Here is a 22,296-nt window from a genome sequence, read left to right as displayed (position 1 = left end):
TTTTATGCAAATATAAAAAAAATCCCCTTATAATGGGGATTTATCGTATTTCTTCATGATATCTAGAATGGTATCTATGACTTTTTCAAGTGAACCATCATTTATAATATGATAGTCACATGAGGACATATATTTATCTCTACGTTCTTTATCTAAGGCATAGAGTTTATCTGGGCCATCCTTTAATAGAGGTCTGCCACTTGGATTGACATCCTTCACAATATCTTCAATTGGACGGTCAATATAGAAAACAACACCATTCTTCTTTAAATATCCAATATTTTCAGGTCTTTTAATCACTCCACCACCAGTAGAGATGATTTTACCTTCAAGTTCTGATACTTCCTGACAACATATTGTTTCATTGTTTCTGAAGTAGTCTTCAGAAATTTGAAACATATCAGGAATGGACATATTAAAGCGATTCACAAGATAATCATCAAGGTCAATCATTTCATGACCTGTTTTTTGTGAAAGAATTTTTCCAAACGTTGTTTTACCACTTCCCATAATTCCAATTAAAACGATATTTTTCATGATTCCTTCCTTTCATAGTTACCAATCATTCTGAATGTATTGGTATATGTTTTGATTTCCTGTAAAGCACGCTGAACATGATCTTGATTCAAGTTACCATCTACATCTAAATAGAAATAGTATTCCCATGGAGATAATGGGAGTGGTCTTGATTCAATGCGAGCCATGTTGATGTTGTGTTCTTTAACGACTCTCATGACTTCATAAAGAGCACCGACTTCATGATTGACTGTGAAGACCATGCTGATACGATTGGCAGATGGTCTGATTTCATATTGTCTTGCGATAATGATAAAGCGTGTATGATTGCTTTGATCATTTTGTATTGCCTTGGCAATAATATCAAGATTATAGAGTTTAGCTGCTTCACTAGAGGCAATGGCACCGATATGTCTATCCTGTGCTTCACTGATATACTTAGCAGCTGCAGCTGTATTGAGATACTCATGACCTTCAATATGATGTGCATTTAAGAATTCAGATGTTTGTTTTAAGCCTTGTATATGACTATAGACATCTTTGATATCTTCTAGAGTGGCTCCTTTGATACCAAGTAGATTCTGATCTATTGTGATAGATTGCTCACCTACAATATAAAAGCCATATTGAGTCAGTAAGTCATAGTTATCATTAATGGCACCTGTAGAAGAGTTTTCTAAAGGGAGTACACCATAGTCTATTTCACCTTTTTCTAATGCCTGATAGACATCTTCAAAATGAGGGTAGTTGATGCCTTCAATGTCTCCAAACCAGCTTTTCATAGCCTGATTAGAAAAAGATCCTGGAACACCTTGGTAACCTACTTTAAAGTTTTCTTTAATTTCAGTTGCTTCATATTTCTTTAAAGGAATAAAAGTAGACTGATAGCTTTTAGAAAGATTCATTGTATCCTGGACAAATGTTTTTGCGTAAGATTCTAGAGATTTATCTTCTAAACGATCTACATTCTTCTGGATAACTTCTTTTTCTCTATCTTTCTGGAAGATCTGCATATCATGCGCTAATTTATATGTAATAACATCCTTAGCTACATGCATACGTTTTTCAAATAAAGCAATGATTTCCTTATCGATTGCATCTATTTCTTCTCGACATGTTTTTAAATCTTTCATAGTTCCTCCAGCATATCTAATACACCTAGTGCCGCCATAGCTTCTACAACGACAATCGCACGAGGAATGATACATGGGTCATGTCTTCCTACGATTTCTAATTCTGTATTTTCATGTGTTTTCACATTGATTGTATTCTGTTTTAAAGAAATAGATGGGGTTGGTTTAATACCTACTGTAAAAAGTAATGGCATACCATTAGAAATACCACCTGTAATACCACCATTATGGTTTGTAGAAGTTTTCACTTCTTCTCCTTCATAATAGTAGGCATCATTCGCTTCTGATCCTTTAAGTAAAGTGATATCATCTAGATCACCAAATGAAACTGACTTAACTGCAGGAATACTAAAGAGTAATGGTGATAAATGGGCTTCAATACTATCAAAGAATGGATTTCCAACTCCTGCTGGTAGCCCAGTGACAGCACATTCAATCTTTCCACCTACACTATTGCCTTCTTTTCTAGCTTCTTCGATTGTTTCCTGCATTAAAGCATAGACATCATCATGAATAACAGGATAGTCTTTCTGGTTGAGTTCTTCTAAGTAAGATGGAGTAATATCTAGTGGATAATGCGTATCCTTCACATCTTTAATAGATAGAATATGTGCGCCGACATGAATACCTTTTTCTTTTAAGATTTGTTTGGCGATAGCACCTGCAAAAACGATTGGTGCTGTAAGTCTTCCAGAAAAGTGTCCTCCTCCTCTCACATCATTAAAGCCTTTATATTTAATATAAGCAGGATAATCTGAATGTCCTGGACGCATATTATCCTTTAAATAAGAATAGTCTTTAGAATGCTGGGATGTATTTTTAATAATTCCACATAGTGGTGCACCTGTTGTATAACCATCTAATACACCACTGAGTATTTCTACTTCGTCTGCTTCTTTTCTTTGTGTACTCATTAGGTTTTTACCTGGAGCACGTCTTTGCATATCCTTATTGATGGCATCCATATCTAGCTTAATACCAGCAGGAAGATTACCTATTGTGATTCCAATAGCCTTCCCATGGCTTTCACCAAATAAAGATAATTCGATATGATGTCCCCAATTAGCACTCATGATATTCACCACCTAGAGATGTGAAGTCTTCAAAGAAACCTGGATAGCTCTTCTTAACACAATCCTTATCATCAATAGTAATTGGACCATTGGCACGTGTAGATAAAATAGCTTCAGCCATACACATACGATGATCATTAGAACTTGTTACTTCTGCTTTGTTATAAGAAGTCGATCCAGTAATAGTCATACTGTCTTCTTCTTCAACTGCATCAATACCGGCAGCTTTTAATAGTTCTACAGAAGCAGTCAAACGATCACATTCTTTAATACGTAAACGTGATGCATTGATGATGTGTGATGTCCCTTCCGCAAGACCACAAGCCACTGATACAACAGGCATCAAATCTGGACATTGTGAAGCATCAATAGTGGCAGGTTTGATTTTGTCGCAGACTACTTTAATACCCGCACTTGTTTCTACAATTTCTCCACCCATCTGTTCCATAATATCTAAAATAGCTCTATCACCTTGTGATGAGTGCATATTAAGATTAGTAAGTGTAATATCACTTCCTAGTAAATCAGCAACTAGATAGAAAGCAGCCTGTGAGAAGTCTGCTTCTACATTATAATCACATGGCTTATAGTTCTGATTACCACGGATCTGGAATGCCTGATAATCATGATTAATAATCTCAATACCAAACTTTTCTAACATATCAAGTGTTAAGTCAATATAGCCTTTAGATTCTAATGGTGTAGTAATTTTAATTAAAGAATCGCCCTTTAATAAAGGTAAAGTGAATAATAAACCACTGATAAATTGTGAAGAAACATTACCTGGTACTTCAAATATATCTGAATGAAGCTGACCATCTAGAATAACATCTAAACGTTCTGAGTCTTTTCTAAGGTATGCAATCTTTTGTTTATCAAAGATATCATAGTATACATCAAGTGGTCTTTGTCCAAGTTTTCCTTTACCTACAAAATGTACACGAGAAAAGTTAACTAATGATAAAGGCATTAAGAAACGTAATGTAGAACCTGATTCATGGGCATCTATTTCTACTCTTCCTAGTCCTAAAGTAATAGAACCATCAATAATTAAAGTATCGCCTTCCTGCTTAATAATAGCACCTAAGGCTTTCATACCTTCTATTGTAGCTTCAATGTCTTCTGAGTAATCAATACCGCTAATACGACTCATACCTGGTGCGAGGGCTGCACAGATAATAGCACGATGGGCTAATGATTTAGAAGGGGGAACCGCAATTGTTCCTTGAAGTGTTTTTGGTGTAATAGTGATTTTTGTCATTATATGTCCTCTACTTCCAGAATCATCTCTTTTTGATCCTTATGTACATAATACTCTCCTATTGTTTTAAGTAAAACAAAAGATAGTGTTGAATTGATGTTTTTCTTATCTAGATCAATCGCTTTAAGTAGTTCTTTTGTAGGGACATTGGCATGAGTAGGAAGGTTATAGTGACTTAAGGCTTCTTCTATACGTTTAGTAGTGCCTTGTTCACATAAACCTTTAAGTTCTGCAATACGTGTGATAGCTACCATACCGATTCCTACTGCTTCACCATGAGAATATTTTTCATAATGGAAATATTGCTCGATTGAGTGTCCAATAGTATGACCAAAGTTCAAGCATAAACGATCACCAAAGTCATATAAGTCCTTTTCTACAACATCTCTTTTGATATCTACACATTTATAGATAATTTCATCAATGTCTTTATAAAGATCATCAAAGTCTCTATAACAAGCTAATTGATCAAATAAAGCTTTATCCTTGATACAGCCATATTTAATGACTTCTCCCATACCATCTGTAATGAAATGAGGATCCAATGTTTTAAGAGTGAGTGGATCAATAAGAACAAGTAATGGATGTTTAAAAGCACCGACTAAGTTCTTTCCTTCAGGTAAATCTACAGCCACTTTACCACCTACTGAAGAGTCAACCTGTGATAATAATGAAGTAGGAATCTGTACAAACTTAATACCACGCATATAAGTACTTGCCACAAATCCAGCTAAATCACCAATAACACCTCCACCTAGCGCAATAAGTAAATCAGTTCTTGTAATCTTAGCTTCTAGTAATTGTGAATAGATAGAAGGAAGAATATCAAATCTCTTAGATGGTTCTCCATGAGGAATGACTACTGTAGAGACTTCATAAGTATCTTTTAACTGATTGACTAACTGTTCTCCATAAAGTGGAAAAACGTTATCATCAGAGACAATAACGATTTTCGCACCTGTGAAGACCTGGGAAATTAGTTCTTTTGTTTTATTTAAGATACCTTGTTCAATATATATAGGATAACTGTCTTTTCCTAAGTTCACATTTAATTTCATTTTAGATTTCCTTTCCAACAACCTTGCCGATTTCTCTTAATTCTTCAATAAGTTTTGTATATTTTTTAGGCTTTAATGACTGAGCCCCATCACATAATGCATGTTCTGGATCATTATGTACTTCAATAAGTAATCCATCACATCCTGCTGCCACACTTGCCTTAGCCATTGGTTCTACTAACCACCATTTACCACCAGCATGTGATGGGTCAATGATTACAGGTAGATGAGTCATTTTTCTAAGTACTGGAATAGCCTGTAAGTCTAGAGTGTTTCTTGTATATGTTTCGAATGTTCTTACACCTCTTTCACATAGGATGACATTCTCATTACCACTTGCCATGATATATTCTGCACTCATGATCCATTCCTGATATGTTGCGCTTAATCCTCTCTTTAATAGGATAGGCTTCTTAACTCTTGCACCTACTTCCTTAAGTAAAGTGAAGTTCTGCATGTTTCTAGCACCAATCTGAACTAAGTCTACCTTTTCATTGAATTCATCAATATCATCAGCACTCATAAGTTCTGATACGATTGGTAAACCTGTTTCCTTCTTAGCAGCTACTAAGTAATCTAGACCAGTAGAACCTAATCCCTGGAATGCATATGGAGATGTTCTAGGCTTGAATGCACCACCTCTAAGCATATTAGCACCAGCTGCTTTTACTTCCTTGGCAATCTCAATAACCTGTTCTTCTGATTCTACAGAACAAGGACCAGCAATAAGAGCCATATGGCCTCCACCTACTTTAACACCATCTACATCCACAATAGTATCTTCAGGATGGAATGCACGGTTAGCTAATTTATAAGGCTGTTCAACTCTCATTACTTTTTCTACAGAAGGTGAAACTTCAATATCTCTAGGATCTACTTTAGTAGTATCACCAATTACACCACAGATAGTCACATCATGACCTACAACTAAATGAGTTTCTAATCCTTTTTCTTCTACCTTAGCCTGGATCTTCTTTACATCTTCTTCACTCGTTTTTGGTTTGAATACAATAATCATAATCTTTTCTCCTCTTATCTTCTACCTGTATAAATAAAAGACTCTCATCCTATAAGGACGAGAGTGTATCTTCGTGTTACCACCTTATTTTATATATCTATCACTAGATATATCTCAACGAGTACTATCATACTCTGACAATATAACGGTTGTGACCGGAAACGCCTAATTCATTCAACGCTCTACTCCAAGATGAATTCAATATCCCTCAAACATCCTTTTACACCAACCAAGGATTCTCTATGCTTCTTTGAGATATCTACTATTTCTTTTCACTGTATTTATACTTAGTAGTTCTTAATTTGTGAACTCATCATACTGAATAATCACACTCATGTCAACTGCTTTTTCTATTTTTCTTATACTTTCATATAATATTTATGTATTATCTAAATATTACACTTTAATTAGATTGATACAATAATAACTAGAACCATTCTTACAATACAAGGCAGGCATACTTTTTGAGAGTTGATCTACTTTACCAATGACTTCTACTTGATATTTTATTGTTTCACCAGATACAGCATGAATAGTAAGTATATCCCTATTCTTTAATGACTGCACCTGTTTCAATAATGATTCTGGAATGATTATATTCTTATTCTTATAATGTGGAAGGCTTTCTTCATGACTTATAACCCACTTGATATCATTGACTTGAAGTATCGCATATATATCATGTCCATCTATATCTAAATAAGCACCTTCAGATGAAACATATGAATCGGGGATTAATTGTTTTGTTTGATTATATAGTATTTGTATATCCTTTATTTCTTTATTCTGTCGATAGAGCGAATAACCAAATAAAGCACAAGACACTAGGATGCAGATACATCCTAGTGTCATTAATAATTGACTAATCTTTTTCATACCTAAATAGAGTTCCTACTATAAGTAAAAATAATCCTGATAAAGCCATTAATGTGACCCAGTGATTGATTCTTGTAGTATCCCCTGTTTTTACATGAGAACCAGTACTAGATGTACTTGTATTAGTAATAACATATTCTGTTTTTGCATCATTACTACTTACTGATACAATACCCTTATACCCTTTGACATTCTTTCTTTAATACTGTAGTTCATTACTTGTTCAGTTTTCCATGAATAAGCATAGTTATGAGCCGCATCTAAAGTGATTGTCTTAACAAACGTATTTCCATCATAAAGTTCTACTTCTATTGAGTTAGGATGAGTTGAGCCATTGTCTTTCCACTGTTTAATCATTTTATATTCATGAGAATGAGCTTCTGAATATTTCACAAAATTAATAGATACATCATACTTAGTACCTTGTGGCAAAGAAATAAGATAGGGTAAATAAGTATATGTCTTACCATCTATTACTAAATTATCTGCCACGACCAAATAAAGACCTGTATTTAAGTTTGAATAAGTTAAAGTAGAAGAAGCTGTTGTCTTAGTCACACCTTCTTTGTTTGCAGCATATCCTTTTAAAGTCATAGCTGCATTTTTTAATTCTTCACTTGTTTCTAGCTTATTTAAATCAATAGAAGTATTTCCTGCATCTTTAAATTCATCGGTATATTCATAACTGCCATCTTTAGAAACACTTGCGACACGATATAAATGAACATTTAGTCCTGATAAACATTCATTAAGTGTAAGTGAACAATTCTTGTTCACATCAACAGCAGTTACCTGGAATAAATTGAATACAGCAACTGATAATATAACTGTAAAACATAATATAATTTTCTTTAAGCTTTTATCCATAATAATTGCTGTCATCACCTTTCTTTATGTTTCTTTGATGTGAGATACCAGATAAATGCAATAATAATTGCGAGAGCAATCCAGAATATATCTAGAATAACTGGATCTGTTTTTACTAGATCTCTTCTAATTCTTAGATTTGTCTTATTGATACGATGCCCTCTGACAAGTAGTCTATGGGTATTAACACCATAAGGTGTACAAGTCATAAGCGTACAATAATCCTGTCCTTCTACAATCTTCAAATCATCTTTTTCTGTAGGAAGAACAGTTTTTATTTGATCAACCTCATAATAAAGAGTTTGATCCAATATCTGAAGCATGAATGTATCACCTATCTTTAACTGATCAATATCAGTGAAAAGCTGTGCACTTGGTAATCCTCTATGTCCAGATATAACACAATGAGTACTTTCTCCTCCTACTGGTAAGGATGTACCTGGGATATGTCCTATCGCAATCTGTAAGATTTCAGCATCTGTTCCATGATAAATAGGAAGTGACACGTTGATCTTAGTGATTTCTACATAACCCATCATACCAGTCGAAGTAACATCTAGAGTCTCATTATATATTTTTTTCTCGTCATCATTTAAGGCATACATTGTATGTCTTAGATTTTTGTTGTATAAAGTAGCATCATTCCAGAGCTTTTCATACTGTTTTTCAGTCAGGTCTTCGACCTTTTCTTCATATCCAGCTATAGCCCTAGTCTGATGTCTTTGGTTCCAATAATTACTAAAGCTTGGATAAATAAGCAAGGAGAGTCCTGCAATAAAAAGTATTCCGATAAATAGATTAATTATCTTCTTTTTCATTATAGAATATCTCCTTTCTATTTTAAATTATTTATTTTCAGCTTTTTTCTGCATTACTAAGAATGCCCCTGCTGCAAGAATTAAGATTATACCAGCAGCATATAGAATTGTAGTACCCATACCGCCAGTATTTGGAAGTTCAGAACCTTTGTAGTTTACTACATTTGCAGTTAATGACCCTTCATCTTTGTCGGCAGTAAATATAATTTGACCATCAACTAGATCACCATTTAAATAAGTTAACTTTGGAACAGCAGAAGCTATATCATGAGATGTAGCAATAGAGAATTTTATTGGATGCATTGTGTTATATCCATCTGGAGCAACTGTTTCTGTAAGAATATATACACCATGATCTAATGCTGTAAATTCAAAAGCTGTTTTGTCACGATCTTCTTCATCTGTAATTTTTTATTCTTTTACTAATTTCTTTGAGCCATTTTTAAATACTTTTTCTAATTTGAAGACTGCACCTATTAAAGGCTTTTTCTCAGAATTTATCTTATTAATTACTGTCTTATAAGTAAATACGATTACTTTATCTACTGGTGTCTGACCTTTAGATCCACCCTGAGTACTATTTGGGTTGTTAGAGAATTCCATATACATTGTATTTGGATTACCTGCAGAACCAATGACTGCATTTTCATTTAATGTTGCAGTATATTCAACTCTTACTTTTGATACATCATCACCTAAAACTTTTACATCCTTAATAGTTACAGTGAAGTGCTTGTCATCTGTGATATTCACTTCATATTGATTTGATTCAAGTACTTCGTTGCTATCATTTTTATAAACTTTAAATGAATCTCTGTCAAGCGTCAAGCCATTAGATAAAGTATCATGGAACACTAACTGATAAACACTTTTGTAATCATTATAATCCTGAGCTACAGTACCAGTTAACTGGAATGATACCTGATCACCAATATCATAGTCTGCAGAATCCTGCCATCATGTTTTTGTACCTTCAGTATCATTTGTATCCTTTACTTTCTTTTCTGAAGTAGGAACACTTGATTTTACTTTTGCAGATACATCATTACCTACAACTTCTCAAATAAACTTAGTATAAGAATCCTGTCCAGATACTGAACCATCTTTATCCTTTACTAAATAATAGCCTGGTGTCAAATTGTTAATCTTATAGTTTTTACCATTTACTTCTTTCTGCCAGGCTTATTTAAAATATTAAAATCTGTCATATTCTCTCCTTTATTTAATAAATAGAAAAGCGTGTAATCGGATAAACCCTCATGACAACTTTTCCAATAATTTGTTTTTGATCAATACATCCTAAATCTCGCATTCTAGAATCTATAGATTGCCTTCTATTGTCTCCAAGTACAAAGACTTTTCCATTAGGCACGATATAAGGAAAGACTTCATCACGTAATGGATTGTCTTTTCTACTTGATAGATAGTCTTCTTCTAGTTTCTTATCATTCACAAATACATAGCCATTTGTATCAATATTGACCTCATCATTACTTAGGGCGATAACTCTTCTTACAAGAAGCTTATTGTTGTATTCAAAAGCGATTAAGTCTCCCTGTTTAAAAGATTTTGTTTTTTTAATACATACATAATCATTATTCTTTAATGTAGGGCTCATAGAGTTTCCTTCTACCTTATAAATTGGACAGAAAGTAGTAATCAGAAACATTATGATACAAATGATAATTAAACTAATAAAAGTTATTTTCTTCTTCATATAAGCACCTTTTTTAAGTTATTGTTAATGTTTGGAAAAAACCATGCAAAAAAATATCATAGAAATAATTTAAAAACAATTAATTTGAAACATAATGTAACATGTAACACTCACTCGAAACATTTGTTATACTTATATTTTTCTTGTATTTTACTTCTAACAGAATTTATTTATAATACATACCAATTATAACAATAGCTTTATCTCTTATATAACTAAAAATTGAAAAAAGTAACTATTTACTTTGAAATAGTTACTCGTTACATATATACGTAACACTAATTGTTATTTGTGTTGGTGGTCCAATTAAAAAAATAACCGTTACTAGAGGAACGGTTATTCTTCAATCTCATCTTTTGTAAGTATACCAACAATTCTCTCAACTGCTAGTAACATAGGAACACCAGAAGTAAGCGCCCCATGCTTCACTTTTCCATCTGCCACATAAATCACATCATCACATAGATGTTCCATAGAACCAACATTTTCACTTGAAAGCATGATGACCTGATAATGTTTAGTTTTGTATTTTCTAATTTCTTCAAAAATCAGATTTTCTAGAGCTTTGTCATAGATGATCATGATAACTGAAGTTTCTCCTTCAGGAATATCCTGTGCGGGATAAAGATTATCCACAAACCCATAGCAGTAATATCCAATATGAGAAAATGTGCGCGCTATATATTTTGAAAACTCTGCGCAATGTCTAAGTCCTAATACAAAAAAATTATCTGCACTCTGAATAATTTCTGCAGCTCTTTGAATACCATCTTGATATTGTTTAGTATTTGTATAAGCTACAAAACTCATGAAATTAGTACTATCTTGTTTTGCTTTAATTGATTGAGTGTGGATATGATCTTTTAATTTGTATTTTAATTCTAAGAACCCTGAACATCCCATCTTCTTACAAAATCGTATAACTGTTGCTGTAGAGACATGTGTATCATGTGCCAATTCACGAATACTTTCATCCATGACTTTATCCCTATTCATCATGACATAATTGTATACCTGCGCTTCTGTCTCATTTAAACTACTGACTTGAGCATATGTAAAATCCAAAATACTCACCCCTATACCCTCCATGATATTATTATATACCTAAATTTATTCGAAATCATTTAAATCTGATAGTAAACTCACGAATCGCAAAACAATGACATCTAACACGTGATTTAAAAGTAAAATTTATATTTTTTCTATGTACATTAAAGATTAATACAAACTATCAATAAATATTTAGTAGTATGCTACAAATAAGGATGCTTATTAGTGCGACGGTATTAAATTAAACGACTAAATACTAAAAACCTCTTTGATTTTAAAATAAGCTATCCTCGTATATTCATCACATACTCAAACAAATGTAAATACAACATTAACCAATATATTCAATAATTTCTATTTTTGCGCAATATACAGATTAAGAGATGCTTCATCACATATGAATTCACCATAGCCATCAATAATATCAATAATATGATTTCCATCTGTCATATGTTTATACTTCTTACCTACAAACATACGTTTTGTGCCACCTTTACTATTAGTGAGTATGACTGCAAGCCCTGTTTCATAAGTCCATCCTATCACATCTGGATCATCTATATAATCATGTCTTATTCCTTCTACATATTGTTTTCTTAGCTTCAACATATAATCTAATATGTCTTTTTTGGGATTGATATGATCATGAGGGATTCCATAATAGTCACCATAGAAGATACATGGATAGCCTTGTTCTCTTAGCAAGATGCAGGCATAAGCCTGTGGTTTAAACCAATCTTCTATGAATGAAGTTAAGGATTGTCCTGGTTGTGTATCATGGTTATCCACAAATGTGACAGCATACTTGTCATATCTTTGTACTAACGTATTATTGAAGAGTTCTCGCATATCATAATAACCATTAGAATGACTGGCATCATAGAAATGATAGTGTAATGGTACATCAAATAGACTCATACAGAAGTGTGTAGATTCTAGATAATGACATAAATGGTTAATATCACCCCAGTATTCTCCTACAGTAAAGAGTTCTTTTTTAGAATGTTTACGCATTATAGTGATCCAATGTTCATAGAAAGATGAGTCTATATGCTTAATGGCATCACATCTAAAGCCATCTAGATGAGTAATGTCTTTATACCAAAGTCCCCATTGAATAGCTTCTTCGACTACTTCAGGATTATTGTAGTCTAAATCTGCACCCATTAAATAATCATAATTTTCATATTCATCATCAACATTCTCACTGAAGTGTTTTCCCTTAAAAAGATAAAGACCATGTTGATGTTTAGATGCATCATAATCTACACTCGTGAAATGTTTTGAATTATATATAAAGTCAGAATATTTATCTCTAGATGGAAATGAGAAGTATGTAGAGGCACGAATGACTCTTTTTCTTTTAGATACTTTATGTCTATGATAAGCATCTACCTTATAGGCAATGACTTGTTCCATGGCATCGGCACCCATGAGATGATTCAATACAATATCTGCATAGACATCTATTCCAAATAGATGAAACATCTTAATACACCAGAGATATTCCTTCTGTGTGCCATATTTGGTACGTATTGTATTCTTGCTTTTAAATTCCCCTAAGTCATAATGATCATATACACCATATCCTGTATCATTGACTCCATATGCACCTTTATAAGCAGGAGGAAACCAGATAGCTGTAATACCTGCTTTTTTAAGCTTAAAGGCATTGATTCTTAAGATTTTCCACAAATGTGGACTAGATGGAAGATACCATTCAAAGCCCTGCATCATGACACCCTTCTTCATATCATCACCCCCCTTTATACATTATAACCTATTGATTTACGTTGTGCACAAAGGGAATAATCTAAATGTACACAAAATGTATTGACAATAAGAACCGCTTACATTCAATATGTAATTGTATAACGATATAAAAGAACTATAATAGTGCATAAGGGAGTGGTGTTATGAAAAAGAAGTATGAAGCATTGGCTATTAGCTTCTTATTTGTGAATTTAGTATATAGTCATGGTGTGATTCATTTACAGCCTTCTATTGGGGATGAGATTGTAGGCATGTTGTATAATTTGTTTCATTTGTTTGAATATAATACGGTTATTGTACCTTTTGGGTTGAGTGCCTTCTGTTTTCTTATTGGCATGGCTGGTTCTTTTGTGATGGCTATATGTGGTATTCATTCACATAGTTCTATTTCTATATTTCAGGGAATATTAAGTTTAATACAAGGGTTACTTGGAGCTATTGTGATGACACTATTTATTCATGATCGTCATTTGATAGAAAAAGAATTAGTTGGTTCTTTAGGAACACTTACTACTATTACAATACTCGTTGTATTATCTAATGCGATACTTAGTGTTCTAGTAGAGATGGATGTAAGAAATCATATACATCTATTTGATCATGCTTTATTAAATCCTTTAATGAGTAATTTACCACTTTCTACACTATTTCTAGTAATTACTTTAATAGCATATGCAATCATGTATTTGTTGCCAGTAAATAGTATTTGTTATATGTTTGGATTAAATCTTGTACTATTGACAGGTGTACTTGGATGTTTTTCTATTGGTATGAGCGCATTATTGAGAAGAGTGAATACTCTTTATATGATATGTGGTAGTCTTATGGTTCTTATATGTTTAGTAAGCTTTATGAGATTTCATATTATTGCCTGTATATTAGCTGTCATCTGTCTTATTATATGTATAAGAAATAAACCTATTAATGTATAGAGGAGATCATCTCCTTTCGTATTATAGAACTAGAAGTTATTCAAGTAATAATTCTAGTTTTTTATTTTATCTAGAAGTGATATCATATCACTGAAGAGAAGTTAATCATTATAACTTGAGACATCCATAAGGTAAGCTCGTAAACAACGATTGATAGCTACGACTATTAATGTATCGTTCTTCTCTTCACTAAATAAACATACTGACTAGAGGTTACTTAAATTTAACTTCTAGTCTTTTATTTTGTAGGCATACATTATAATAGACTTAAGAAAGCAGAGAGAACGGCCCTTGGAAACACTGTTGTGATTTCGTAAACAAAAAATTCTCTGCTTCCTTTTATGACATGAGTCAATTTATATCCAAATAGGCCTTTTGATTTATTGACAGAGCCTGCATATAAGACGAAAATAGATAGTCATAAATCGGGAAGTTATGCTTTCAAATATTAAAGGAAAGAAGAAATGATCTATGAAAGGTCCAATAGTATCCATTGATGTCCCTAAGGGTAAATCAGATTATCAGGCATTCAAGGATCTGAATGTGAAGTATACAGGTTCACGTTCAATAAAGCACACAAAAGAAGGATTTGATGAGATAGTGAATCTTGTCAGGGAGATGGAAAAGAAGCTGGAAACAGAAGTATGTGTTGTTTATGAAGCAACAGGAGTTTACCATCGTGTCCTTAAGAAAGTGCTTGAAGACAACGATATTAAGCAGTTTATCATCAATCCACTATTATCAGCCAAAACAAGAAAGAATGATTCACTAAGATGTCCAAAGACAGATAAGCTTGATCCTAAATCAATCGCTAAAACATATTACAGCCATAGTCTTCATAACAGTCATAAACAAGAAACGATATATCATGAACTGAGGGAATTATCACGCTATTATGAGGATATATTGGTTCATATAAGAAAGGATAAGGTTGCATTCAGAGCTCAGCTGGATATCGTATTTCCAGGCTATGATACGCTGTATGATGATCTGTATGGTCCTGTCGCTTTAGCTGTCATTGAAAAATATCCACATCCAGAAATGCTTCAGAAAAAGAAGATTAACACAGTATCTAAAGTGATTCAAAGTAAAACATGTCATCGTCAGGCAGTGAGTGATACAATGGCTGACAAGGCAATAGAGTATTCTAAAACCATCTATTCAGGATGTGATAAGGATGATATTGAAGTATTAATACTTCAAAGACTTATCAAAAAATTAAATGAAGATATGGCAGAAGCTGAAAGAACAATTGGCGAAATGATTAAGCTAGCACAGGAACTACCTGACTTTAGTATAATCAAGTCTATTCCAGGTATTGGAGATAACCTAGCTGCACGTATCATTGCAGAACTAGGTGATATGACAAGATTCAAAAAGAAGAATGAGCTAGTAGCCTTTGCCGGACTGGATCCAAGAATCAGTGAAAGTGGACAGAATGACGGGGATCATATGCACATTACTAAAAAGGGTAATAAACGATTAAGGTGTTTATTATATCTGGCTGTAACGTGTTCTATAAGGCTTAAGAGAGATGATAATAGTATTAAGGATTTCTATATAAAGAAAAAGCAGCAATCAAACCCGATGTGTTCGAAAGCTGCCAAGACTGCATGTGCCAGTAAATTAGTACGAATAATTTATAGCATGTGCAAAACTGGTGAGTTATACCAGTACAACAAATAACAACGAGATTATACACCTAAACCACCCTGAAAAAAAGCGTTTTTTCTTCAGTGGTTTTCAGCATGCAATAAAAACCATGAAAAATTACTGATTATTTTTTTGAATTTTTACTTGATTTCTATTATCCAATTTTTTTACCTATTATTAAAGGACAGCCGTTTAGAGGCTGTCCTTTTCACGTTAGAATACGTATTCTTTTAATCTTTGCATAGCTTCCTGTAATAATTCATGTGGTAATGCAATGTTGAGTCTTATACCCCATGGATCATGGAACTGAACACCACTTTGCCAGTCTACACCTACATCCCATCCTTTTTGAATAAGTTCATCAATAGTCAGATGATTCTTTAGACAGTAGTCTTCACAATGTAGGAACACCATATAAGTACCCTGTGTTTGAGATACTTCAATACCTTCTACATTGTTTTTAATAAAGTCATAGGTATATTTCATATTCTGTTCAAGTACCTGATTTAATTCATCCACCCATTCAATAGATTCTTCACGATAGGCACCTATTAAAGCATGCATGGATAAAACGTTCATACTATTGTAATGTGTTGAAGTAGCTACTTTGTTGAGCTGTTCTCTTAAATAGTCATCACAAATAATATGATAGCTGCCAATAAGTCCTGCTAAGTTAAATGTCTTACTCGGTGCATAAATAGAGATTGTGCGTCTTTTAGCATCTTCACTAATACTATAAGTAGGAATATGCTTATATCCCGTAAATACAATGTCTGACCATATTTCATCTGATACGACAATGACATCATTTTCTTTAAAAACATTCATCGCCTGTTCAAGTTCTTCTTTTTCCCATACACGTCCACATGGATTATGAGGAGAACAGAGAACCGCTAAGCGAATGTTATTGTCTTTGATACGCTTGTCCATATCCTGATAATCCATGCGCCACACACCCTCTTTATCCTTTACAAGAGGACTTAATTCAGCCACTCGTTCTGTATCATTTAACACTGTGGAAAAACCTACATAAGTAGGACTATGGAAGAGAATCTTGTCTCCCGGCTTTGTAAAGGCATGAATGGCACTTGCTAGACATCCTAAAACACCATTCTCGTAACCAATATACTCTTTCTTTAAATCATGAATGTTATTTCTTGTCTTCTGCCAATACATGATGGCTTCATAATAATCATCAGATGGATAAAAATAACCAAATAGTGGATGTGCGATACGTTTATTGAGAGCATCCATCACACTTGGTGCTGTCGCAAAATTCATATCAGCCACCCACATTGGAATAATACTAAAACCTTCTTTAGGGAAAGTAGGTTTCTTGACATGACCTTTTTGAGATCCTACTGCATCCAAGGCCATGGCATCTTTTCCTTTTCTATCAATGACTGTCGTAAAATCGTACTTCATATTATCTCCTTATCATTATAATAGGATGACTTGAAATGTTACTTAATAGACGGCATTTAGAATAGTATCGAGTGAATAATGTCCTTCTTTATAATCCACTATGATTGCTGTCGCATTATCTGGAAATCTTAAACGTTCATCATGAGGTATAAGTGTTTTAACTAATCCATAAAGTGAACAGCCATGTCCAACAATTAGTACTGTATCATCTTCTTTACTTGATGCAATGATGTCATTAATGGATTCTATATGTTTATTAATCACATCATGGAGATCTTCTCCCTCATATGGTCGATAATCCATTTCGAGCGTATCCATCCAATTAGGTGCATCTATATGCAATTCTTTAACAAATAATGTGTTAATACCTTCTAAGATTCCAAAATTCACTTCTTTTAAACGTTTGTCAGAAATAGGCGCAATATTATGACCTTGAAGTATAATCTCTGATGTTTCTACCGCTCTTCCAAGTGGTGATGTATAAGCCTTGTTTATACTATAGTCCTTTAATTGCAGAGACATGTTTTCTACCTGTTTAACGCCTAATTTTGATAAAGGTGAATCACACCATCCCTGTGTTAAATTGATTTCATTAAAGTGTGTTTTACCATGTCTTACAAATATAAACTTCATTGATTATTCTCCTTTAAATGCAAAGTGTAGATGATGCTTATTCTTATCTAATAAGAATTCTTCATGTGTCTTAGCACCCCATGTATCATCTCCTGCAACACCCATCTGCTTCTCATTAATACATAATACTGTCTGATATGCTTCAGATAATTCATCATGATGACGTGCATTTTCTAATTCATAAGGTGTGTAATGTAAAGCTGACATTTCAAAATCATCGCCCTCTAATAATAATACCTTATTTTCACCATGAATCAATACTTCCTTAACATGTGTTCTATTGCCACATTCCTGTGGGTAGAGATAAGGTGTACAGTTGTCTGTGACATTATAATCATATCTTCCAAGCATTGCCCCTTTATTTCTATCTATATAGTTTTCTTCTGGACCAAATCCATAATATGAGACACGCTCCATATCCTTATATAACTGGAATAATAGGCCGAATGCAGGCATTTCAATATTGGATGCAAGAGGCTGATAAGACATATCTACTTCTACTTTTCCATCACCATATACAGTATATGTAAGATAAAGTAGTTCATCTCCTAAATGAGGTAAATCATATGTATATTCAATCTTGCATGATGTTTCTTCTTTAACTACTCTCACAAATTGACATTTAGCATATAAACTTGCAGTTAACCATTCCCCATAGCGATAGCCATATTTATTTTCCACATCATTATTTGTAGAAGCTCTAAAAAAGTTTGGTTTTACAGGCACACGAATGTATTCTTCTTGATGATAACGATAAGACACTAATCCCTTCTGTTTTGAGAAGATGACATTGAAATCCTTCCCTACTACACCAACATTTAAATAGTCTTCTACCACCTTAACTGGTAAAGAAGATTTCTTCGCTGTTTGAGGTTCATAGTTATAAATATACTGTTCATATGCATACACTTGATTATCTTTCTTTAGATAAATATTCAATGCATATTCTTTGTTATCTTCAACCACAAAAGGATTCTTGATTGTAGTTGTGTGTTGTGGTGCACATGCAACAATAATATTCTGTGATTGAATGACATAGCCGTCACATAACAAATCAATCTGTAAAGTGTATTCATTCAAATCAGTAAATAAGTATCTATTATCTAATTTGATTTCCTGTTCATTGATTGTGAAATCTACATATTGATAACAATACTTTACTTCCTGCATTTTAGGAGTATTCTTACGATTCGCAAAGACTAATCCATTGCCACAGAAATCATAATCACTTGGTCTTTCTTTAAAATCTCCTCCATAACAGAGTTTTCCATCATGATATAATGCCTGATCGATATAATCCCAGATAAAACCTCCCTGATAAAGAGGATATTTCTTTTCTAAATCAATATACTTAAATAAAGCACCATTACTATTACCCATTGAGTGCGCATATTCACATAGAATGAACGGTTTGTCCTGATGTGTAGTTAAGTACTTTTCTATATCTTTCACATATGTATACATCTGACTTTCAATATCACTTGTCTCATTGTAAGAACGATCATGGAAGATACCTTCATAATGAATGACACGTGATTGGTCTTTGTTTCTTAAGAATTGAGACATTTCATAGAGATTCTTACCTCCGTGAGATTCATTACCTAAAGACCATATAATAATAGAAGGATGATTCTTATCTCTTTCATACATTGAATTTGCACGATCTAGAATAATATCTAACCATTCAGGCTTATTATCAGGAATAATATGTTCCTTGTCAAAGTACTCACTCCATGTACCATGTGTTTCTAGGTTCACTTCATCAATGACATAAAGTCCATATTCATCACATAGATCATAGACGAAAGATTGATTAGGATAGTGTGATGTACGCAATGCATTGATATTGTGTGCCTTCATATTTAAGATATCCTGTTTTGTTTCTTCATAAGATACATATCTACCTGTATAAGCAGAAAATTCATGTCTATTAACACCGTGGAAAATGATTCTCTGACCATTGATACACATAATACCATTTATGATTTTAAATTCTCTCACACCGACCTGCTGGCTTATACATTCTACTAAACCTTCTTCATCCATTACTTCAATAATCAATGTATAAAGGTGTGGTTTTTCTGCAGACCATAAATGAGGATGCTCTAATTCAAATTGAAGTGATGTACTATCCTCTTTTATTTGACTCGCAATAATTTCATCATTATATTTTAAAGTATAAATAACCTTTGTAGGGTGAATAACAGTTGGATTCACTTCTACGACTGCATGATCATATGTATCATTAAGATGTGTAAGTATCTTTACATCTTCCAAGTGTGTATGAGGTACCATTTCTAGTTCTACATCCCTAAATATTCCTGAAAAACGCCAGAAATCCTGGTCCTCCAGCCAGCTACCGCTACTAAAACGATAGACACTCACTGCAATCTTGTTGTTTCCTTCCTCTATTAAAGAAGTAATATTAAAGCGTGATGGTGTAAAAGTATCTTCACTATAGCCTACAAAAATTCCATTAACCCATAAAGCCATTGCGGATTCTACACCTTTAAAAGTAATATAAACATCCGTGTTATCTTTAATAACTGAATTATCAAAATAAGTAATATAGCTGCCAATTGGATTATGTTCTGGAATCTCTCCTGGTATAATTTGTTCTGTGGCAGACCAAGGATAGATCTGATTGACATACATAGGTGTTCCATAACCCTGTAACTGAATATGTCCAGGAACATTGATTTCATCCCAGTTATCACTGTTGTAATCCTTGTTAGAAAAATCTTTAATCAATTGATTAAACCCATTAGCATAATGAAATTTCCATTTACCATTTAAAGAATAGATATAACTACTCTTATTTGTATGCATCTCCTCTAGAGAGGCATAGCGATGTATTGAGGCATGTGCCTTTTCACGATTGATATTAAATACCTTTGGGTCTTTGACCCATTCATTGTTCATTTCCATATGTTTTATCCTCCAAATATAATTATAAAAATATGAGAACAAATAGAAATGGAATGGAGTACAATATAGGGTAATATAGTATAATATTGTATTTTTTTACTTTGTTGAGATATAATGGTTGTGAGGTGATTTACATGGAAGACTTAGAAAAAATACTCAAACAGCTCTATCTTGTCTCAGGATTAAATATGTCCATCTTTGATATTAATCAGAAACTACTGGCTGCTTACCCTCATGAGAAATCCAAATTCTGCCATGAGATAGAGAAGAGCAAAGCTTCTGATCATTGTTTTATATGTGATATAAATGCGATGAATCATGTAAAAGAGACTGGCGAACTTTATGTCTATCAATGTCATTTTGGACTCAGTGAAGCAATTATGCCTTTATATTCTTATGGTGCTTTAACTGGTTATCTAATGATGGGACAAGCGGTTATAGGAACATATAGAAACTATTCTGAAATCATCAATAAATCTAAGCCCTATTTTGAAAATGAAAAAGAATTAAGACAACTTGTCACAAATATTACTATATTAGATGAAGATCAGATATATGCTTTTGCACATGTATGTGATATCTGCGCAAAATACATTTCTCTCACCAATCGCATTCAGGCCAAGAATGATCATCTTGCCCAGGAAATAAAACAGTACTTAATTGCGAATTATAGTAAACCTATTACGATTGATCAGCTATGTGATTATTTCTTCTGCAGCAGAGGAACATTGTTAACTCATTTTAAATCTAAATACAATACAACTATCCACAAATTCTTATTAGATTACCGATTAAAGAAGGCTGCAGAACTATTAACAAATAAGAAACAAACCGTTAAAGAGATTGCTTATCAATGTGGCTTTGAAGACCCTAATTACTTCTGCAAAGTATTCAAAAAGGAGTACCAATGCTCCCCTCTAGAATTCAGAAACGAAGGGGCTGTAATGAATAGATAGTATTTACTACTACCTTGAGCGTTACAGTTCTTTTTCGTATATACAAACCCAAAAAGGTTATTCACTACTTCATATGTGTCGCCCTTTTTCAAGCACAGATATAAAAAGATGCTCATTCGAGCATCATTTTTTATCTAAAAAACAGGCAGAAACCCCCCACCTCAATATAGAATATAGTTGGGGGATGAATGCCGTTAATGCATCTGATAGAGAAATTTGGAGTAAGAAATAGTATAATACATATAGGAAACTTCTTTTCCTAAATCTACAGAAAGGAGGCTAAATATATGTATCTTACAGTCAAGCAGCAGGTAAAGCATCTGTCCAAGGAAGACTATCGTTCCATCAAGGAATTATGTCATATTGCAAAGAATCTTACTAATCAGGCAATCTATAACATCAGACAGCATTACTTTGCAGAAGGCAAGTATCTCAATTATGAGAAGAATTATGCTCTTTTAAAGTCATCTGATAACTATAGAACGCTTAATTCCAATATGGCACAGCAGATACTGAAGGAAGTAGATGGTTCATTTAAATCATTTTTCGGTCTTCTTAAAAAGGCAAAGCAGGGAGAGCATGCACTTAAGGACTGCAGACTTCCACGCT

General features: G+C 33.3%; 20 protein-coding genes, 1 pseudogene and 1 other annotated feature. Of the genes and pseudogenes, 4 read left to right on the top strand and 17 right to left on the bottom strand.

Annotated features, from left to right (window positions below; all coding sequences use genetic code 11):
• Positions 1 to 27: 27 nt before the first annotated feature.
• The 14 genes and pseudogenes from DW269_RS01230 to DW269_RS01165 all read right to left on the bottom strand — a co-directional run bounded on the left by DW269_RS01230 (position 28) and on the right by DW269_RS01165 (position 13,139).
• Complete coding sequence (locus DW269_RS01230; protein ID WP_117458189.1) at positions 28 to 537, bottom strand: shikimate kinase; 510 nt, start codon at positions 535 to 537, stop codon at positions 28 to 30.
• Entirely contained in the window at positions 534 to 1,649 is a 1,116-nt protein-coding gene (locus tag DW269_RS01225; protein WP_117458188.1) for a bifunctional chorismate mutase/prephenate dehydratase, read from the bottom strand. The genes DW269_RS01230 and DW269_RS01225 overlap by 4 nt, the downstream gene beginning before the upstream one ends.
• Positions 1,646 to 2,722: a chorismate synthase gene (gene aroC / locus DW269_RS01220; RefSeq protein ID WP_117458187.1), complete on the bottom strand. Its 1,077-nt coding sequence runs from the start codon at positions 2,720 to 2,722 to the stop codon at positions 1,646 to 1,648. Before aroC ends, DW269_RS01225 begins: the two co-directional genes overlap by 4 nt.
• A complete protein-coding gene (gene aroA, locus DW269_RS01215) occupies positions 2,712 to 3,983 on the bottom strand; it encodes a 3-phosphoshikimate 1-carboxyvinyltransferase (RefSeq protein WP_117458186.1) in 1,272 nt (423 codons plus the stop codon). The genes aroC and aroA overlap by 11 nt, the downstream gene beginning before the upstream one ends.
• Positions 3,983 to 5,041 carry a 3-dehydroquinate synthase gene (gene aroB, locus DW269_RS01210; RefSeq protein WP_117458185.1) on the bottom strand — a complete coding sequence of 353 codons (1,059 nt, stop codon included), beginning with the start codon at positions 5,039 to 5,041 and terminating at the stop codon, positions 3,983 to 3,985. The genes aroA and aroB overlap by 1 nt, the downstream gene beginning before the upstream one ends.
• 1 nt (position 5,042) lies before the next feature.
• Positions 5,043 to 6,059 carry a 3-deoxy-7-phosphoheptulonate synthase gene (gene aroF / locus DW269_RS01205; protein WP_117458184.1) on the bottom strand — a complete coding sequence of 339 codons (1,017 nt, stop codon included), beginning with the start codon at positions 6,057 to 6,059 and terminating at the stop codon, positions 5,043 to 5,045.
• A 50-nt stretch (positions 6,060 to 6,109) separates the two neighbouring features.
• Positions 6,110 to 6,344: a binding site (T-box leader), on the bottom strand.
• 111 nt (positions 6,345 to 6,455) lie between these two features.
• On the bottom strand, positions 6,456 to 6,935 hold the full coding sequence (locus DW269_RS01200; protein ID WP_117458183.1) for a hypothetical protein: 480 nt from the start codon (positions 6,933 to 6,935) through the stop codon (positions 6,456 to 6,458).
• A 159-nt stretch (positions 6,936 to 7,094) separates the two neighbouring features.
• A complete protein-coding gene (locus tag DW269_RS01195; protein WP_158546276.1) occupies positions 7,095 to 7,802 on the bottom strand; it encodes a Cna B-type domain-containing protein in 708 nt (235 codons plus the stop codon).
• A 14-nt stretch (positions 7,803 to 7,816) separates the two neighbouring features.
• Positions 7,817 to 8,620 carry a class C sortase gene (locus tag DW269_RS01190; RefSeq protein ID WP_117458181.1) on the bottom strand — a complete coding sequence of 268 codons (804 nt, stop codon included), beginning with the start codon at positions 8,618 to 8,620 and terminating at the stop codon, positions 7,817 to 7,819.
• Positions 8,621 to 8,647: 27 nt separating this feature from the next.
• Complete coding sequence (locus tag DW269_RS01185; protein WP_255413812.1) at positions 8,648 to 9,028, bottom strand: SpaA isopeptide-forming pilin-related protein; 381 nt, start codon at positions 9,026 to 9,028, stop codon at positions 8,648 to 8,650.
• 3 nt (positions 9,029 to 9,031) lie between these two features.
• A pseudogene (locus DW269_RS01180) lies at positions 9,032 to 9,556 on the bottom strand (isopeptide-forming domain-containing fimbrial protein); the annotation flags it as partial.
• 286 nt (positions 9,557 to 9,842) lie between these two features.
• A complete protein-coding gene (gene lepB, locus DW269_RS01175) occupies positions 9,843 to 10,337 on the bottom strand; it encodes a signal peptidase I (RefSeq protein ID WP_117458178.1) in 495 nt (164 codons plus the stop codon).
• Positions 10,338 to 10,673: 336 nt separating this feature from the next.
• Positions 10,674 to 11,411: a MurR/RpiR family transcriptional regulator gene (locus DW269_RS01170; RefSeq protein ID WP_158546275.1), complete on the bottom strand. Its 738-nt coding sequence runs from the start codon at positions 11,409 to 11,411 to the stop codon at positions 10,674 to 10,676.
• Positions 11,412 to 11,741: 330 nt separating this feature from the next.
• The gene (locus tag DW269_RS01165; protein WP_117458176.1) at positions 11,742 to 13,139 is read right to left on the bottom strand and encodes an alpha-amylase; all 1,398 of its coding nucleotides are present in this window, start codon (positions 13,137 to 13,139) and stop codon (positions 11,742 to 11,744) included.
• Between the two features lie 164 nt (positions 13,140 to 13,303).
• Between DW269_RS01165 and DW269_RS01160 the strand changes: the two genes are divergently transcribed.
• Together DW269_RS01160 and DW269_RS01155 are read left to right on the top strand one after the other, a co-directional pair.
• Positions 13,304 to 14,092 (top strand): hypothetical protein, encoded by a 789-nt coding sequence (locus DW269_RS01160; protein ID WP_117458175.1) that lies wholly within the window; start codon positions 13,304 to 13,306, stop codon positions 14,090 to 14,092.
• Positions 14,093 to 14,563: 471 nt separating this feature from the next.
• The gene (locus DW269_RS01155; protein WP_117458174.1) at positions 14,564 to 15,778 is read left to right on the top strand and encodes an IS110 family transposase; all 1,215 of its coding nucleotides are present in this window, start codon (positions 14,564 to 14,566) and stop codon (positions 15,776 to 15,778) included.
• A 180-nt stretch (positions 15,779 to 15,958) separates the two neighbouring features.
• Here the strand turns inward: DW269_RS01155 and DW269_RS01150 are convergent, their stop codons facing one another.
• From DW269_RS01150 to DW269_RS01140, 3 genes are read right to left on the bottom strand one after another with little or no spacing between them, the layout of a single operon-like run.
• Complete coding sequence (locus DW269_RS01150; RefSeq protein WP_117458173.1) at positions 15,959 to 17,170, bottom strand: MalY/PatB family protein; 1,212 nt, start codon at positions 17,168 to 17,170, stop codon at positions 15,959 to 15,961.
• A 42-nt stretch (positions 17,171 to 17,212) separates the two neighbouring features.
• The gene (locus DW269_RS01145) at positions 17,213 to 17,803 is read right to left on the bottom strand and encodes a histidine phosphatase family protein (RefSeq protein ID WP_117458172.1); all 591 of its coding nucleotides are present in this window, start codon (positions 17,801 to 17,803) and stop codon (positions 17,213 to 17,215) included.
• A 3-nt stretch (positions 17,804 to 17,806) separates the two neighbouring features.
• Positions 17,807 to 20,731, bottom strand: coding sequence for a glycoside hydrolase family 2 TIM barrel-domain containing protein (locus DW269_RS01140; protein ID WP_117458171.1), 2,925 nt, complete (start codon positions 20,729 to 20,731; stop codon positions 17,807 to 17,809).
• Positions 20,732 to 20,865: 134 nt separating this feature from the next.
• Between DW269_RS01140 and DW269_RS01135 the strand changes: the two genes are divergently transcribed.
• Both DW269_RS01135 and DW269_RS01130 read left to right on the top strand, forming a co-directional pair.
• Positions 20,866 to 21,687 carry a PocR ligand-binding domain-containing protein gene (locus tag DW269_RS01135; protein ID WP_117458170.1) on the top strand — a complete coding sequence of 274 codons (822 nt, stop codon included), beginning with the start codon at positions 20,866 to 20,868 and terminating at the stop codon, positions 21,685 to 21,687.
• Positions 21,688 to 21,974: 287 nt separating this feature from the next.
• Positions 21,975 to 22,296 (top strand): hypothetical protein (locus DW269_RS01130; RefSeq protein ID WP_199412120.1); only part of this gene is annotated, 322 nt, incomplete at its 3' end.

Origin of the sequence: Catenibacterium sp. AM22-6LB (genome assembly GCF_003435615.1) — a bacterium.
Classification (GTDB): Bacteria; Bacillota_I; Bacilli_A; order Erysipelotrichales; family Coprobacillaceae; genus Catenibacterium; species Catenibacterium mitsuoka_A.
This window is presented reverse-complemented; position numbering and strand designations above follow the sequence as displayed.